Annotated in this window: 14 protein-coding genes; all 14 read right to left on the bottom strand. The window is 60.4% G+C overall.

From position 1 onward, the window contains the following. Positions 1-58: 58 nt before the first annotated feature. The 14 genes from GBEM_RS21460 to GBEM_RS20715 all read right to left on the bottom strand — a co-directional run bounded on the left by GBEM_RS21460 (position 59) and on the right by GBEM_RS20715 (position 15,358). Positions 59-211 carry a hypothetical protein gene (locus tag GBEM_RS21460; RefSeq protein ID WP_169308687.1) on the bottom strand — a complete coding sequence of 51 codons (153 nt, stop codon included), beginning with the start codon at positions 209-211 and terminating at the stop codon, positions 59-61. Between the two features lie 40 nt (positions 212-251). After that, complete coding sequence (gene rarD / locus GBEM_RS09765; protein WP_012530383.1) at positions 252-1,175, bottom strand: EamA family transporter RarD; 924 nt, start codon at positions 1,173-1,175, stop codon at positions 252-254. 49 nt (positions 1,176-1,224) lie between these two features. Further along, positions 1,225-2,592: a sodium-dependent transporter gene (locus GBEM_RS09760; RefSeq protein ID WP_012530382.1), complete on the bottom strand. Its 1,368-nt coding sequence runs from the start codon at positions 2,590-2,592 to the stop codon at positions 1,225-1,227. 83 nt (positions 2,593-2,675) lie between these two features. Then, a complete protein-coding gene (locus tag GBEM_RS09755) occupies positions 2,676-3,170 on the bottom strand; it encodes a YbaK/EbsC family protein (protein WP_012530381.1) in 495 nt (164 codons plus the stop codon). Between the two features lie 79 nt (positions 3,171-3,249). Further along, positions 3,250-4,146 carry a DMT family transporter gene (locus GBEM_RS09750; protein WP_012530380.1) on the bottom strand — a complete coding sequence of 299 codons (897 nt, stop codon included), beginning with the start codon at positions 4,144-4,146 and terminating at the stop codon, positions 3,250-3,252. A gap of 1 nt (position 4,147) precedes the next feature. Continuing rightward, on the bottom strand, positions 4,148-4,849 hold the full coding sequence (locus GBEM_RS09745) for an ABC transporter ATP-binding protein (RefSeq protein WP_012530379.1): 702 nt from the start codon (positions 4,847-4,849) through the stop codon (positions 4,148-4,150). Then, positions 4,842-5,615 (bottom strand): ABC transporter ATP-binding protein, encoded by a 774-nt coding sequence (locus tag GBEM_RS09740; RefSeq protein ID WP_012530378.1) that lies wholly within the window; start codon positions 5,613-5,615, stop codon positions 4,842-4,844. Before GBEM_RS09740 ends, GBEM_RS09745 begins: the two co-directional genes overlap by 8 nt. A 22-nt stretch (positions 5,616-5,637) precedes the next feature. Then, positions 5,638-6,531 carry a branched-chain amino acid ABC transporter permease gene (locus GBEM_RS09735; protein WP_012530377.1) on the bottom strand — a complete coding sequence of 298 codons (894 nt, stop codon included), beginning with the start codon at positions 6,529-6,531 and terminating at the stop codon, positions 5,638-5,640. A 5-nt stretch (positions 6,532-6,536) separates the two neighbouring features. Beyond that, the gene (locus tag GBEM_RS09730) at positions 6,537-7,412 is read right to left on the bottom strand and encodes a branched-chain amino acid ABC transporter permease (protein ID WP_012530376.1); all 876 of its coding nucleotides are present in this window, start codon (positions 7,410-7,412) and stop codon (positions 6,537-6,539) included. A 553-nt stretch (positions 7,413-7,965) separates the two neighbouring features. Next, complete coding sequence (locus GBEM_RS09725) at positions 7,966-8,556, bottom strand: hypothetical protein (protein ID WP_012530375.1); 591 nt, start codon at positions 8,554-8,556, stop codon at positions 7,966-7,968. A gap of 74 nt (positions 8,557-8,630) precedes the next feature. After that, a complete protein-coding gene (locus GBEM_RS09720; RefSeq protein ID WP_012530374.1) occupies positions 8,631-11,735 on the bottom strand; it encodes an efflux RND transporter permease subunit in 3,105 nt (1,034 codons plus the stop codon). A gap of 35 nt (positions 11,736-11,770) precedes the next feature. Beyond that, positions 11,771-13,057, bottom strand: a complete 1,287-nt coding sequence (locus GBEM_RS09715; RefSeq protein ID WP_012530373.1) for an efflux RND transporter periplasmic adaptor subunit — start codon at positions 13,055-13,057, stop codon at positions 11,771-11,773. Further along, complete coding sequence (locus GBEM_RS09710) at positions 13,054-14,352, bottom strand: TolC family protein (protein ID WP_012530372.1); 1,299 nt, start codon at positions 14,350-14,352, stop codon at positions 13,054-13,056. The genes GBEM_RS09715 and GBEM_RS09710 overlap by 4 nt, the downstream gene beginning before the upstream one ends. Before the next feature lie 685 nt (positions 14,353-15,037). Further along, positions 15,038-15,358, bottom strand: a complete 321-nt coding sequence (locus GBEM_RS20715) for a TFIIB-type zinc ribbon-containing protein (RefSeq protein WP_012530370.1) — start codon at positions 15,356-15,358, stop codon at positions 15,038-15,040. Positions 15,359-15,430 lie beyond the last annotated feature (72 nt).

The following is a 15,430-nucleotide window of genomic DNA, read 5'->3' as shown; positions in this document are numbered from 1 at the left end:
TTGATACAGGTTGCAAGTCCATAGTCTTTTCGGGTTGTGGAGAGAGAAGTTTAGAATTTTATGAGCTTTCTACAGCGAAAGGGGGGAGGTGAATGAGTATAAAGAGGCAGGAGTGGTCCATCAGGTCCATCAGGTCCATCAGGTCCATCAGGTCCATCAGGTCCATCAGGTCCATCAGGTCCATCAGGTCCATCAAGTCCATCAAGTCCATCCGGTTCCCAAAGTCCACCTTGGGAACCGGAGCCTACGCTTTACCGCACCTGCTGCCGCGTGACGAAGCGATAGGCGTGCCACGAGTACAGGGCCAGGCCGCTCCAGATGAAGAGGAAGCTCACCAGGTGCGTATGGGTAAAGGTCTCGCCGAAGATGGTGATGGCGAGGAGGAAGTGCATGGTGGGGGTGATGTACTGCAAAAACCCGATAGTAGCCAGCCGCAGTTTCTTGGCAGCGGCGGCAAAGAGCAGAAGCGGTATGGCGGTGACGATACCGGACATGGGAATGAGCAGGTCCAGACGGGTGGAATGGGTCAGGAAAACCCCGGCGCCGGTTTGGTTCAGGTGAACCAGGTAGTACAGCGCGAAAGGTGCGAGCAAGAGCGTCTCGACGGTGAGCCCGACCAAAGGCTCCACATGAAGCGCCTTGCGGATCAGGCCGTAAAGCCCGAAAGAAAGCGCCAGCGCCAGGGCGATCCAGGGCATGCTGCCGTACTCGATGGCCAGGTAAAGGACGCCGGCAACGGCGAGCGCCAAGCTGATCCATTGCGGACGCTCCAGCCTCTCGCGCAGGAACAAAAACCCCAGCAGCACGCTCACCAGCGGGTTGATGAAATAGCCAAGGCTCGACTGCAGCACCTCCCCCACGCTGATGGCGTAGATGAAGACCAACCAGTTGGTGGCTATGAGCAAGGTGGTAGCAAAGAGCACCGCCAACGATTTGGGAAGCGTAAGGAGCTCCAGCATGCTCCGCCACGCCTTTTTCCAGGTGATGAGCAAAAGCAGGAAAGCAAGCGACCAGACTATCCGGTGCGACACCATCTCAAGCGGCGGCACGACCTTGACCGATTTGAAGTAGAGCGGGAAAAAGCCCCAGCAAAGGTATGCGGCAAGGCCGTAGATGACGCCTAGGCGCCGCGCCTCGGTCGCAGCCAGTTCGGAAGTGTCGGCAGGTTTGGTCATATCGGGTTCCGGTAAGTTAGCGCCCCCTGCGGGAGGGGGCGCGAAGTAGCTATATGATCTTCAATCCGCGCAGCAGGATGACGCCGATGGTGATGGGCGCCACATACTTCACCAGGAAGAAGAAGATGCTTATTACGGCGCTGTTTTGCAGCCTGCCGTCATTGGACAATGCCCCCCTCACCTTCTGCTCCCCCCACACCCACCCAACGAAGATGCAGATGAAGAGCCCCCCTACCGGCATCAGCAGGTTGGAGGTAAGGAAGTCGTACAGGTCGAACATGGTCATGCCGAACAGCTTGAAGTTTGCGAGGACGCTGTTGGAGAGTGCGGCAGTAGACCCGATCAAAGCCAGCAGGATGCCGGTGGCAGCCGTGGCCTTGAAGCGGCTCACGCCGAAGCGCTGGTGCAGATAGGCGACCGGCACCTCCATGATGGAGAGCATGGCGCCGGTCGCGGCGATGGCCCCGAGGACGAAGAAGAGGACCACGAAGACGTTCCCGAAAGGCATCTGGGAGAACACCGCCGGGATGGTGATGAAGAGAAGCGACGGCCCGGCCTCAGGCTTGAACCCGAAGGTGAACACAGCAGGGAAGATGGCGATCCCAGCCAGGATGGAAACGGTGAGGTCGGCAAGCATCACGCGCAGAGCGGTCATGGGAACGTTCTGGTCGTCCCTGAAGTAGCTCCCGTAGGTGATCATGGTCCCCATCCCGACCGAGAGCTTGAAGAAGGCAAGCCCCATCGCGGTGAGCACCACGGCGCCGGTGACCTTGGAAAAGTCGGGGCGGAAAAGGAAATCGAGCCCTTGGGCCGCGCCCGGGAGCATCAGGCTGCGCACGCCGATCATGACCAGGATCAGGAACAGGACCGGCATCAGCCGTTTGGTGGTCTTCTCGATTCCCTTGGCAACCCCCATGACGATGATGGCGCCGACGAAGACGATGACCGCGCACTGCCAGAAGACCGACTGCACCGGGTCAGCGATCAGTTTTTCGAAGGCGGCCGAAGTGACCTTGGGATCGGCCGAGAGGATGCTCCCCGACGCCGCCTTGAAGATATAGGCGAAGACCCACCCCGCAACCTCCGTGTAAAAGGCAAGGATGAGAAAGGCAGAAAGAACCCCTGCCGCGCCGATCAGCGACCAGGTTTCGCGTTTGGGGTGCAGCACCCGGAACGTGGTCAGTGCGTCGGACTTCGAGCGGCGTCCGAGCATCAGTTCCGCGATCATCACCGGGAGTCCGGCCATAAGCGTCGAGAGGAGGTAGACGATGATGAAAGCCGCCCCGCCGTTAAGCCCGGTCAGCGCCGGGAATTTCCAGATATTGCCCAGCCCCACCGCGGAGCCGAGAGTAGCGGCGATGACGCCCAAACCCGTGGTGAAACTGTCGCGTGCCTTTACTGCCTTGGCTGTTTCCATGCTTTGCATTTTTCCTTTGTTTGCGGCATTAAAAGTCCCCCCTCCACTGGCGGGAGGGGGTTAGGGGGTGGGGTAGGTGCTGCCTACGCCGCCGGTACTTTCTTTATGTTCACCACTTCCCCCGAAGTGATCAGGCAGAGCTGTTCCGGAGTCAGCGAGAAGAGCGCGTGAGGCGTCCCCGCCGCTGCCCATAATTCGTCGTAGCCCAAGAGGTCCTCGTCCACGTAGGTGTGCAAGGGAGCCGGGTGCCCGACCGGCGACACGCCGCCGATGGCGAATCCCGTCTGTTCCCGCACGAAATCGGCGTCAGCCTTCCCTATCTTCTCGCCCACGATGGCCGCCAGGCTCTTTTCGTTCACCTGGTTTGCGCCGCTTGCGACCACGAACACGGCCTTGCCGCTCGACTTGCCCCTGAACACCAGCGACTTAACTATCTGTCCCACGTCGCACCCGACAGCGTTGGCCGCGTCGACCGCAGTGCGCGTGCTTTCCGCGAGTTCCTTCACCTTGCAATCCAGGCCGAAGCCATGGAGCGCGTCCTGCACCCGTTTGGCGCTTGCGCTCAAATTGGAATCCATACCAGCCTCCTGTCGCATAGTTTCAAAAGCCCCCAGCCCCTAGCCCCAGCTTTTAGCCCCTAGCCCCTGCTTTTAGCCCCTAGCCCCTGCCTCTCGCCGTCACCCTGGTGAAAAGGTAGAGCCCGGAGAAGATGATGGCACCCCCCACGGCCTGGCGCGGGGTCGGGTTCTCGCCCAGGAAGACGGCGGCCCAAAGGATCGCCCCCAGCGGTTCGCCAAGAACGCTCACCGAAACCACGGAAGCCTGCACATACCGGAGCACCCAGTTAAATACGGTGTGCCCCAGGATGGTGCAGACCAGAGCCAGCGCCACGAAGATGAGCCAGTCCTGGGCAGGATGGGGATACATGGGAAAGCGTGCGGCCAGAGCGGTCGCGGTCAGCACAGCTGCACTGGACCCGTAGGTGACGAAGGTGTAGCCGGTAAGGGGGACATCCCCCCTGAGTCTTCTCCCGATCAAAAGGTAGCCTGAGACCATCACGGCGGCGAAAAGAGCAAGCATGTCGCCGATGAAGGCGCTACCTCCCAGCTGGAAGTCGGTGGCGCCGATGACGACGCTCCCGGCAAAGGCGAGCGCACCGCCGTAAAGCGCCATGCGCGGCACCCGCTCCTTGAAAAAGATCCAGGAACCGAGCACGACGAAAAGCGGCTGGGTGGTGACCAGCACTACCGAACTGGCGATGGAGGTGTATTTGAGCGAGATGAACCAGGTGACGAAATGAAAGGCGAGGAAGACGCCGCTCGCGGCGGACAGGAGCACCTGCCGCTTCGTCATTCCCCTGAGAGCGGGTGCGCCGCCCCAGAGCGTGAACGGCGCCAGGAAAGTGAAGGTGAAGATGAGCCTGTACGCGGCTATCACCAGCGGCGGCGCGGAGCAGACGCGCACCAGGATCGCGGAGAAGGAGACAGCAAAAACCCCTACCAGGATGGCCAGGTAGGGGTTGATCCAAGGCTTGATGGTGACGGTTTCGGACACCCTACTCTCCCAGGTACGCCTTCCTCACCTCGGGGTTGGAGGCAAGTTCCTTGGCGTCCCCCTGCAGCACGACCTCGCCAGTCTCGAGGACGTAGGCGCGGTGGGCGATGGAGAGCGCCATGTTGGCGTTTTGCTCCACCAGCAGGATGGTGGTGCCGCCGGCGTTGATCTCCTGGATGATCTGGAAGATCTGCTCCACCAGCATCGGGGCGAGGCCCATGGAGGGCTCGTCGAGCAGGAGCAGCTTCGGGCGGGACATGAGCGCCCGCCCCATGGCCAGCATCTGCTGCTCGCCGCCGGAAAGGGTCTTGGCCGCCTGCTTCTTGCGCTCGTTCAGGCGCGGGAAACGCTGGAAGATCTTCTCCATGTCGGAGCCGACCTCGTTGTCGTTGCGGGTATAGGCGCCCATCTCCAGGTTCTCCAGCACGCTCATCTTGGCGAAGACGCGGCGCCCTTCGGGGACCTGCGAGATGCCGAGCTTCACGATCTCGTGCGGCGGGAGCTTGGTGATCTCCCGGTCCATATAGGAGATCTTTCCGGCGACGGAGGGGACGATATTGGAAATGGTGTTGAGTATAGTGGTCTTGCCGGCACCGTTGGCGCCGATGAGTGCCACGATCTCCCCCTGGTTGATCTGGAAGGAAACGTTTTGCAGCGCCTTGATGGCGCCGTAGTTCACGCTGATGTTCTCTACCTTAAGCATGCGCTGCTCCTTTGCCGAGGTACGCCTCGATCACCTTGGGATTGGTCCGGATCTCCTCCGGAGTCCCCTCGGCGATCTTCACCCCGTAGTCGAGGACGGCGATGCGGTCGGAAATCCCCATGACGAATTTCATGTCATGCTCGACCAGGAACACGGTCACGCCGGTCTTGCTGATCGCTTTCACCATCTCCGCCAGGACCTGCTTTTCCTGCGGATTCATCCCCGCGGCAGGCTCGTCCAGGAGGATGATCTGCGGCTTGATGGCGAGTGCGCGGGCGATCTCCAGGCGGCGCTGTTCGCCGTAGGGGAGGTTCCCCGCCAGCTCGTCCGCCTTGTGGCAGAGGTCGACCTGTTTCAGGCAGGCCATGGCCAGCTCCTTGAGCTCGGATTCCTCGCGCCGCACAAAGGGGAGGAACTTCAGCACGGCCCCGGTCAGGTCCCATTTCCCCCTGGTGTGGGCGCCGATCAGGACGTTCTCCAGGACGGTCAACTGGGTGAAGAGCCTGATGTTTTGGAAGGTGCGGCCGATCCCCGCGGCGGCGATGTGGAACGGGGTCTTCCCGGAGATGCTCTCGTCCATGAAGGAGATCCGCCCCTCGGTCGGGGAGTAGATCCCGGTGATGAGGTTGAACATGGTGCTCTTGCCGGCGCCGTTGGGGCCGATGAGGGCCATGATGTTCCCCTTCTCTACCGTGAGGTTTACCTTGTCCACCGCGACCAGGCCGCCGAAGCGGATGGTGACGTCTTCGAGTTTAAGTATCGACATGCTTTGCTCTCGCTCAGTGAAATTATTTACGTTTCTTGCCGATGGCCCGCAGCAGCAGTTCCGTGAAGTTGACGCCGCCCAGAAGCCCGTTGGGGCGGAACACCATCAAGAAGACCAGCAGCGCGCCGTAGACCAGCATGCGGTACTGGGACATGAAGCGCAGGAACTCGGGCGCCGAGGCAAGCAAGGACGAGCCGATGACCGTGCCGGGGACGCTCCCCAGGCCGCCCAATACCACCATGGCGAGAATATCGACCGATTTGAGGAAGCCGAAGTCCGAGGGGTTGATGTAGCTCAGGAAGTGGGCGTAAAGGCCGCCGCCGACCCCGGCCATGAAGGAGCCGAGCGCGAAGGCCTGGATCTTGTAGCGTGCGGTGTTGATTCCCATCGCCTCGGCTGCGATCTCGTCCTCGCGGATCGCCTTCAGCGCCCGCCCGAACCGGGAGGACTGCACGAAGGTGACCAGCACGATGGAAAGGATAGCCACCACCCATACGTAGATCGGCATGGGGATCATGGTCTTCGCCGGGGGGACCGTGAGGCCGAGCGCCTTGTTGGTCGGCTCGAAGTTCAGGAAGAACACCTTCACGATCTCGGCGAAGCCCAGGGTGCAGATGGCGAGATAGTCGCCGGTCAGCCTCAGGATCGGGAAGCCGATGGCGGCAGCCACGATGCCGGTGACCACGCCGGTGACCAGGAGGTTCATGCTGAAGGGGAGTCCGGTCTTGATGGTGACCATGGCGCTGGTGAAGGCTCCAATGCTCATGAAGGCAGCGTGCCCCAGCGACAGCTGCCCGGTGAGACCGACGATCACGTTGAGCCCCAGCGCCAGCACGATAGCGATGCCGATGTTGACCAGGATCTGCATCATGTACGGGTCGACGGCGCCGACCAAGCTATTAAGGAAATCTGCCATCGAATCTACACCTTCTTTGTAATTTTTTGTCCCAAAAGGCCTGTCGGCTTTACAAGGAGAACGAGCACGAGAATGGTAAAGGCGATCGCATCACGGTAGGACGAGTACCCGATGGCGACACCGAAGACCTCGGAGACGCCCAGCAGAAGCCCCCCCAGCATGGCGCCGGGAATCGAGCCGATCCCACCGAGGACTGCGGCGGCGAAGGCCTTGAGGCCGGCCATGAGACCCATGTTGAAGGAGACGGCGTTGAAGAGGACCCCGACCAGCACCCCGCCCGCCGCGGCGAGTGCGGAGCCGAGGGCGAAGGTGAAGGAGATGACCCGGTTCACGTTGATCCCCATCAGGGCCGAGGTGTTGTAGTCCTCGGAGGTGGCGCGCATTGCCTTGCCGATCTTGGTCTTTTGGACGATGAACTCAAGCGCCATCATGAGGGCTGCAGAAACGCCGATGATCAGGAGCTGCAAGGTTGAGATGTCGGCGCTGCCGACCTGGATCTGGTGCACCGGGAAGGCGCCGTCGGGGAACCCTTTGGCGTCGGCCCCGAAGACCATGAGGGCCAGCGAGGAGAGGAAGATGGAGACGCCGATCGCGGAGATGAGAGCGGAAAGCCTGGAGGACTTCCTAAGCGGACGGTAGGCGATCAGCTCGATCAGCACCCCCATGATCATGCAGAAGATCATGGCGCCGATGATGGCGACGAAGACGTTGACCTTGAAAAAGGAGACCAGAAGCAATCCGATGAAGGCCCCCACCATGAAAATCTCGCCGTGGGCGAAGTTGATCAGGGTGATGATGCCGTAGACCATGGTGTAACCCAGTGCGATCAGCGCATATACGCTTCCAAGGGCGACTCCGTTGACTAGCTGTTGTAAGAACATGTCGACTTCCTTCGACTGAGATTGTAATCCGGCGACAGATGCATGTTGCTGTGTGGTATTACCAAAAACAGTGAACCTGCGCGAATGATTGTTACTTCACACGAATAGAACAGCAGATGCCCAAGACGTATACCATAAACTCCTTAAAGCAAGCAAGTCTTTGATAATTATGAGAGTTTTTTACTAAAAGCTGTCAGCGTAAAAATAGAACGCTGAGTGCCAGCGTCAGTTGTCAGTCCAGATTGCCATTAAAGCTGCAGCACCGCATGGTTTAATGAGCGTGGCTGGCGTTGACAGCGCGACACTGTACAACAGCTTCCACTGTTTCGCAATGTTAAACTTTTGATTACCAACTAAAAAAGTTGGGTTCGGCGTCTCTTCGTTGACCTTGACGGAAACGACTGTACTAGCAGCGGAAAACAAATAAAAAGGGGACAGGCTACTTTTTGATCTCAAAAAGTAGCCTGTCCCCCTTGCCCCTGGTTCCCAAGCTCCAGCTTGGGAACCCGATGCGAGGCAAAGCTCCAGCTTTGCATGCTGGCCTATCACCCTCTCACAGCATCGTCCCGTTGAGCGCAACCTGCATCCGCGAGATTCCCTCTTTGAAGGAGGTGGCCCCGGTAAAGCCCGGGCGCGGCTTTCCGGCTACTGCCGCGTACACAGGCTCCAGCACCAACTGGTTCGCGCTGCCGCTCCCAAAGGTGATGTCATGCACCACTCCAACCTGATCCTCCGGCAGTGAAAGCGCGATTCTGTGCGTCCCCGCCTGCAACCGCAGGGTCTTGGTAAAGAGATAACGGACTCCTTTACCTGCTTCAGAATGTGCAAACGGGCTGGCTTCCATTCGCTCCGGCCGGGCCTCCCCAGTCACAATCACCGCCTGCCCGTCGATGGAGAGAAGCAGCGTGTAATCGGCGCTGCCGTGGCGGTCGCGCACCAGGGACGCGCGCTCTTTGTGGGTCTTTATGGAAGCGGTGACGGTGAGATCGGCATACCCTTCCGGAGCCCCCCCTCCCTTGCCCATTTCCCAAAAGACTTCACCGCTTTTTACTATCTCCTGTTTCAGCATCGCTTGCGGACTCCCTGCGCACCCGGCAAAAACCGCGAAGACAGCCCCCAGCGCCAATAACCTTACTTTTTTCATGCTTGCTCCTTTTTCGAAGGGGGACAGGCTACTTTTTGATTTCAAAAAGTAGCCTGTCCCCTTTTTTTGTGCGGCTAGCTTTCCTCTTGAATTTCCCTCTTCTCGAACCAGCTATACACCGAAGGGATGATGAGCAGGGTCAACAAGGTCGAGGTGACGAGCCCCCCCACCACAACCGTCGCCAGCGGTTTCTGGATCTCCGACCCGGTCCCGCCGGCCAGGAGCATCGGTATCAGGCTGAAGATGGCAATGGCCGCGGTCATCAGCACCGGGCGCAGGCGGTCCAGGCTCCCCTTCCGGATCGCCTCCTGCATTTCCATACCCTCCTCGCGGAGCTGCGATATGCGCGACACCAAGACCAGGCCGTTCAACACGGCCACGCCGAACAGCACCACGAACCCGACCGAGGCGGGAACGGAGAGGTACTGGCCGGAAAGAAAGAGCGCGAACACGCCGCCTATCAGGGCGAAGGGAAGGTTGGAGATGACCAGAAAGGCGAGCCTGATCGACCTGAAGGTCACGTACAAAAGCAAGAGGATCAGGGCGATTGCCACCGGCCCGATGATCATCAGCTTGTTCATGGCGCGCTGCTGGTTCTCGAACTGACCGCCCCAGGTCAGGTAGTATCCCGGCGGCAACTTCACCTTTTCCTTTATCTTCTGCTTCGCCTCGGCGACGAAGCCACCTATGTCGCGGCCGGTGACGTTCATCTCGACGCCGATCCGCCTGACCCCGTCCTGGCGGCTGATCTGTGCCGGCCCCTCGACCATCTTCACCTCGGCCAACTGCTCCAGGGGGACATTGACGCCGGTCTTGGTCGTGACCAGCAGGTTCTTGATGGCGTCCAGCGAGTTCCTCTGCTCCTCGGGGAGCCGGACGGTGATGTCGAAGCTGCGGTTTTCCTCGTAGAGCTGCGATGCAGCCTTGCCGGCAACGGCGATCTCGATCACCTTCTGTACGTCGCTTATGTTAAGCCCGAAGCGCGCGATCTTCGCCCGGTCGATGTCCACGGTCAGGTAGGGCTGGCCGGTAACCTTCTCCGCGTTCAGGTCCGTCCCCCCCCTGACGGTGGAAAGCACCTTGGCGATCTCGGCGGACTTCTCGCTCAAAACGTTTATGTCCTCGCCGAAAAGCTTCACGATCAGCTGGGCACGGGTTCCGGCCACCAGTTCGTCGATGCGGCACTGGATCGGCTGGCTGAAGCCGAAGTTGATCCCGGCGATGGACTCCAGCGACTCGCGCATCTCGTTGGTGAGCTCTTCCTTGGTGATGTCGCGCTTCCATTCGCTTTTGGGCTTGTAGATGCCGACATACCCCGTTTTGTCGGAGCCGCGGGTGTCGAGCGCCACGCCGGTCTGCCCGGTCCTGGAAATCACCGTGTCCAGTTCCTGGAACTGCTGCAGCTTCTCCGCGGCCCGCTGGTTCACCTCCATCGCCTTCGCCAGCGAAACTCCCGGAAGAAGCGCCACGTCCATGTCGAAGGACCCCTCGTCCATGACAGGTATGAACTCCGTCCCGAGCTTCGTGACCAGCAGGAGCGAAACCAGCAGGAGGAATCCGCCCCCCGAAAGAACCAGCTTCCGCTTCTGCATGGCCCAGTCGAGAAGCGGCAGATAAAGTTGATTCGCCTGCCGCATCAGGTAGCTCTCCTTCTCCGGCTGCGGCTTCAGGAACATGATGCAGAGCACAGGGATCACGAAGATGGAGAGGAACAGGGAGGCCAGGAGCGCTATGGCGACCGTGATGGCGAGCGGGCTGAACATCTTCCCCTCGATCCCTTCCAGGGAGATGATGGGGATGAAGGTAAGCGCGATGATCAGCTCTCCGAAGATGCTGGGCTTTCGCACCTCCATCACCGCTTTCAAGACGGTGGCAAGCTTCGGATGCTTCCCCCCCTCCTCGCTCAGGTGCCGCTGCACGTTCTCGACCTGGATGATGGTGGTGTCGATGATCATGCCGATGGAAATGGCAAGGCCGCCCAGCGACATCAGGTTTGCGCTGATGCCGGCAAGCTTCATGACGATGAAGGTGGCCAGAAGCGACAGCGGCAGGGCGATCAGGACCACGAGGCTCCCCCGGAAGCTGTTCAGCAGCAGGTAGAGCACGATGAGGACCAGGATGGCCCCCTCGATGAGTGCCTTGTTCACCGTCCCCACGCTCGCCTTGACTATGTCGCTGCGGTCGTAGAAGGGTACGATCTTCATCCCGTCGGGAAGGACGTTGTTCTCGTTCATCTCCTTCACCTTGGCCGCGACCCGCCGCACGACGTCGCGGCTGTTCTCGCCGCGCAGCATCATGACGATGCCCCCCACGCATTCGTCCTTGCCGTTTTTCATGGCGGCGCCCATCCGGACCGCCTCCCCCACCTTTACCTGGGCCACGTCGCGCAGATAAGTAGGCGTGCCACCCGCGGATTTGAGCACTATGTTCTCGATGTCTGCTGTGTCCCGTATCAGCCCCACGCCCCGGACGATGTACTGGTCCGTGCCCCGCTCCAGGAGGTTGCCGCCGACGTTTTCGTTGTTGCTGCCGATGGCCGAGTAGACATCCTCGACTGTGACCGCGTGCTTCAAAAGCTTTTCCGGCGCGACCAGCACCTGGTACTGCTTGAAGTAGCCGCCGAAGGAGTTGATCTCGTTGACGCCGGCCACGTTTTTCAGCTGCGGGGTGACTATCCACTCCTGGACGGTGCGCAGGTTGGTGAGATAAGCGATCTTCTGCTGCGGATCCTCCGGCATCTTCCCTTCCAGGGTGTACTGGTAGATCTCCCCCATGGCGGTGCCGATAGGTCCCATGGCGACCTCGACCCCCTTGGGGACTTTCTCCCGCGCCTCCGCCAGCCGCTCGAAGACGAGCTGCCGGGCGAAGTAGATGTCGACGTTGTCCTTGAAGACGATGGTGACGATGGAAAGGCCGAACTTGGTGACCGAGCGCATCTGCTCGATATCGGGCAGGCCGCGCATGGCCATTTCTATCGGGTAGGTGACGTTTCTCTCGATCTCGATGGCGGAAAGGCCGTCCGCATGGCTCACCACCTCGACCTGGATGTTGGTCACGTCGGGAAAGGCGTCGATGGGCAGGCGGTAATACGAGTAGAGCCCGAACGCGATAATCAAGAGCGACAGGAAGAGGATCATCGCCCTGTGCCGCAGTGTATAAGAAACTATTTTCTCTAGCATGGTCCCTCGCTATAAATCACTGTAAGCGCTGCAGGTCATTTCCCGTGGCCGTGTTCGTCGACCACTTCCCCTTTTTTCACTTCCGACTTGAGGATGAAGGCCCCCTTGGCGGCGTAGTTCTCCCCCTCTTTCAGGCCGGAGGCGATCTCCACGAGCCCCGCGGCGCTCCTTCCCAACTGCACCAGGCGCGCCTCGAACCGGTTCCCCTCTTCGGCGACGAAGACCACCTTCTTGCCGTCCAGATCCTGGACAGCGTCTTCCGGGACCGCGAGTACCGGGGGGGCGTCTGCCGCCAGGGCAAGTTCCGCCGTGGCGAACATCTCGGGTTTCAGCTTCCGGCCGGGGTTCGTCACTTCTACCCGCGCCTTCACCGTGCGGGTCGACTCGTCCACGAGGTCGGCGATGTAGGTGATGCGCCCCTTGAGCTTCAGGTCGGGGAAGGCCCCGACGGTGACCACAGCCCCCTGCCCTTTGTGGACCTTCGCCAGGTCCTTTTCGTTTATATCCACCAGCACCCAGACCGAGGAGAGGTCCGCGACCGTGTAGAGGCTCTTGGATGGGTCGGCAAGCTCGCCGACGATGGCGTGTTTCTCGGTGACGATCCCGCCGATTGGGGAGCGGACCGGCAATAGCGGCTTCCGGGCGCCTCCCCTTACCTCTGCGACGGATACCCCGTACAGGGAGAGGCGCTCCTCGTCGGTGGCGAGCTCGGTCTGCGCCGTCTTATAGTCGGTCTCGGCCTGGAGTATGTCCTTTCTCGCCGCGATCTTCCTATCCACAAGCGCCTTGACCCGGTCCATGTTTCCCTGCGCCAGGGCGAGCCTGGTCTTCGCCTGGCGGTAGCGGCCGATCGCTTCCCCGACCTCGACGCTGTCGAGGGTCGCCAGGGACTGCCCCGCCGACACGCTGTCGCCGAGGGAAGCCCGCACCGAAACCACCTTCCCCGGGATGCGGGGCGCCACGTGAGCGATCCGGTCCGCGTTCACCTCGACCTTGCCGGTCGCCCGTATCACTCCCGCCAGCCGCAGCGGCTTCGCGGCCGCCAGCACCACGCCGTTTTGCTTCTGGATCTCGGGTTTCATGGTCACGCTGCCGGCAGCTCCGTGTTCGTCATGCCCCGCTACTCCGGCATGCTCTTCCTCGTGCCCCTTTTCCTCCTTGGCGTGCCCCTCTTCCTCATGCTTTGCTTCGGTATGCCCGGCCTCGCCGGCATGCTCGCCTGGTTCCGAACCGGCGGCGCCCATCTGGACGAAACGATAGGTAAAGGCTCCCGTCAGGGCGAGGGCCAAAATTAATCCAACGATCTTTGCTTTCTTGCTCAATGCACACCTCCGGTAAGTTCGGTTGCCGCCGCCGCTTCCAGTTTGAAAAGCGCCTGCTGCCGCTGGTTCAGGGCTTCCAGGTACCCCTGGTTCACCTCGAGGTACTTCTTCTGCTCCTCGAAGACCGTCAGCACAGGGACTTCACCCAGTTGGTAAGCCTCGCTGGTCAGCTTCAGGTTCTCCTCGAGCTGGGGCATGACGTTTCTGAGGTACAGGGAAAGGAGCTGCTCGGCGTTGGAGAGGCTGGCATACGCCGTGGCCACCTCGCGCTCTACCCGTTTGACTGCAACGGCTAGCCGGCTGCCGGCGGTGTCGCGTCTGACGCTTGCCTCGCGGACGCCCGACTGGTTCTTGTCGAAAAGCGGTATCGGCATCGAGAGAGTGATCCCGACGGTATAAGAGGTGTCTTTCCCTTCCAGCCCCGCCACCTCGACGGTGGTGGTGTCGCGCTTGAGCCCAAGGCCGGCGGTGAGGTTCGGGACCCCCTCGGCCTGGGCCAGGGAAAGCTCCGCGCTCCCCTTCTCCGCCTCTGCCCTAAGCGCCTTGAGATCCGGGCGCCGTTCCAAGGCGAGTCGGAAAAGATCACCCTGTGCCTCCTTTACCGCCCCCCCAGCTTCCAGGGGCCCGGTCGGGAGCGCCGGGTCGACCTCGCTCCCCCCCAAGAGGAGGGAAAGCTCGGCACGGCTGGACAAAACGGCCTCAAGAGCGGCGGTTTTCGCCCCCTCGCTCCTGGCCAGCTCCACCTGCACCAGGTTCAGTTCCAGTTCGGGGATGTCGCCGGCGGCGAGACGCTCCTTGGCCACCTGGTAAAGGTGGCGGTTCAGTTCGATTCCTCCCTCGGCCAGCTTTAGCTTCCTGACGGCCAGCAGCACCTGATAAAACCGCGCCTTCGCGTCGAGGCGGAGCAGCCTTTCCCGGTCGGCCAGTTGCCAGCGGTATACCTCCAGTTCCTTTTGCGCCAGGGCAAGCCTCTTCTCCCTTTTTCCGGCGAGGAGAAACTCCTGCGATACGCCGACGGAAAAGGCATTCTCCCCGCTGTTGCCGGTCAGGGCGCCGGATTCGAGGCTGAGCTCCAGCGTCGGGTTGGGGAGCAGGCCCGCCTTCGTCTTCGCAGCTTCGCGAAGCCCCTCTTCTTTGCGGAAAGCGTTCAGCTCCACGTTATTTTGGACAGCGATCTCCACTGCCTTTTGCAGCGAAATCTCCTCGCCCCGGGCCGGTCCCGCAGTAGCGCAGAGCAGCACGGACATTGCAGCGGCCAGCAGGCCGTATCTATTCATCAGCGGCACATCAAACACGTACCATCCTCCTAAAGTAGTTTTTCGGAAACAAAGACAGGCGCCGACTGCACGGATCCCTTTGCAGCTGAGCCTCCAGGGTTGAACCATACCAACCCAGCAAAGACGGGAGCTGTGCCTGGATGCGCAAACGCGTGCATAACACGACGCGCAAAGGCGAACGGGGGCGGCGCAGCGGTCGGCAGCCTGACCTGCAAGGTGCTGGCGAAGCCAACCCGCGCCAACAGTCAATGAAAATACAGCTGGGGATTAAGCGAGATTCTGGGGGGGAATGAACTTGGGCAAATAGACTTCGGGAATAAATCTGAAAGCAGTAAAGGAAGAGAGATCGGAAAAGACCGGTAAGTAGTTCAGACTGAAAAGCTGGGGAACGACTGTGACGTGGCACAGGCAATTGACGCAGTCATCGCATGCGGGGCCGTCGGAGTCATGATGATCGTCAGGACAGCAGGGAGTATCGACGCTGTCCGCTGTGCCGGTGACGGCGGAATCCTGCGAGTTGGAGATCTGGGACTCCAGGGCATGGGCCGTACTGCATACACCGTTGCAAAGCACCGCAAAAACGGAGGCAAGTATGAACCAGGAGACGAGTTTGAAAAGTGGTTTCTCTGTCATAGTCTGGCGCGAATATAGCGAAGGTATACGGACCGTGTCAAGAGAAACCACTTAACTGTAACAGTCGCCATTAATCGAAAAGCTCCTCCAGGAAAGACTTTTTACGGTAAGGCTTTTGACCGTAACCATGACCGTGGTCGTCATGCTTATATCCATGATGCTGTTGCTGCCCCTGGTATTGAGGTTGCCCTTGGTACTGGGGCTGACCCTGATACTGCGGTTGTCCCTGGTACTGAGGCTGCGGCGCCTCGGGCGCGCTGGAACGTTCTACGATCTTGTCGAGTTCGCCGCGGTCGAGCCATACGCCGCGACACTCAGGGCAGTAATCGATCTCGACTCCCTGGCGCTCAGCCATCACCAGATTCACCGTGTTGCATACCGGACACTTCATGATGATTCCTCCTTTGTAATTGAGCTTGTTCTTTTCCCACCGATTTGGAAAAAGTCGAACTGCGGCATATTC

It is taken from the genome of Citrifermentans bemidjiense Bem (assembly GCF_000020725.1).
Classification (GTDB): Bacteria; Desulfobacterota; Desulfuromonadia; order Geobacterales; family Geobacteraceae; genus Geomonas; species Geomonas bemidjiensis.
Note: the sequence above shows the minus strand (reverse complement) of the source record. Positions and strands in the feature narration are given on the sequence as shown.

What these genes read in the sequence shown, in the direction of transcription:
- GBEM_RS09760 (WP_012530382.1), bottom strand. Translation starts at nt 2,592, where the DNA reads ATGGAAACAGCCAAGGCAGTAAAGGCACGCGACAGTTTCACCACGGGT.
- GBEM_RS09725 (WP_012530375.1), bottom strand. Translation starts at nt 8,556, where the DNA reads ATGAAAAAAGTAAGGTTATTGGCGCTGGGGGCTGTCTTCGCGGTTTTT.
- GBEM_RS09720 (WP_012530374.1), bottom strand. Translation starts at nt 11,735, where the DNA reads ATGCTAGAGAAAATAGTTTCTTATACACTGCGGCACAGGGCGATGATC.
- GBEM_RS09745 (WP_012530379.1), bottom strand. Translation starts at nt 4,849, where the DNA reads ATGCTTAAGGTAGAGAACATCAGCGTGAACTACGGCGCCATCAAGGCG.
- GBEM_RS21460 (WP_169308687.1), bottom strand. Translation starts at nt 211, where the DNA reads ATGGACTTGATGGACTTGATGGACCTGATGGACCTGATGGACCTGATG.
- GBEM_RS09740 (WP_012530378.1), bottom strand. Translation starts at nt 5,615, where the DNA reads ATGTCGATACTTAAACTCGAAGACGTCACCATCCGCTTCGGCGGCCTG.
- GBEM_RS09735 (WP_012530377.1), bottom strand. Translation starts at nt 6,531, where the DNA reads ATGGCAGATTTCCTTAATAGCTTGGTCGGCGCCGTCGACCCGTACATG.
- GBEM_RS09730 (WP_012530376.1), bottom strand. Translation starts at nt 7,412, where the DNA reads ATGTTCTTACAACAGCTAGTCAACGGAGTCGCCCTTGGAAGCGTATAT.
- GBEM_RS09755 (WP_012530381.1), bottom strand. Translation starts at nt 3,170, where the DNA reads ATGGATTCCAATTTGAGCGCAAGCGCCAAACGGGTGCAGGACGCGCTC.
- rarD (WP_012530383.1), bottom strand. Translation starts at nt 1,175, where the DNA reads ATGACCAAACCTGCCGACACTTCCGAACTGGCTGCGACCGAGGCGCGG.
- GBEM_RS20715 (WP_012530370.1), bottom strand. Translation starts at nt 15,358, where the DNA reads ATGAAGTGTCCGGTATGCAACACGGTGAATCTGGTGATGGCTGAGCGC.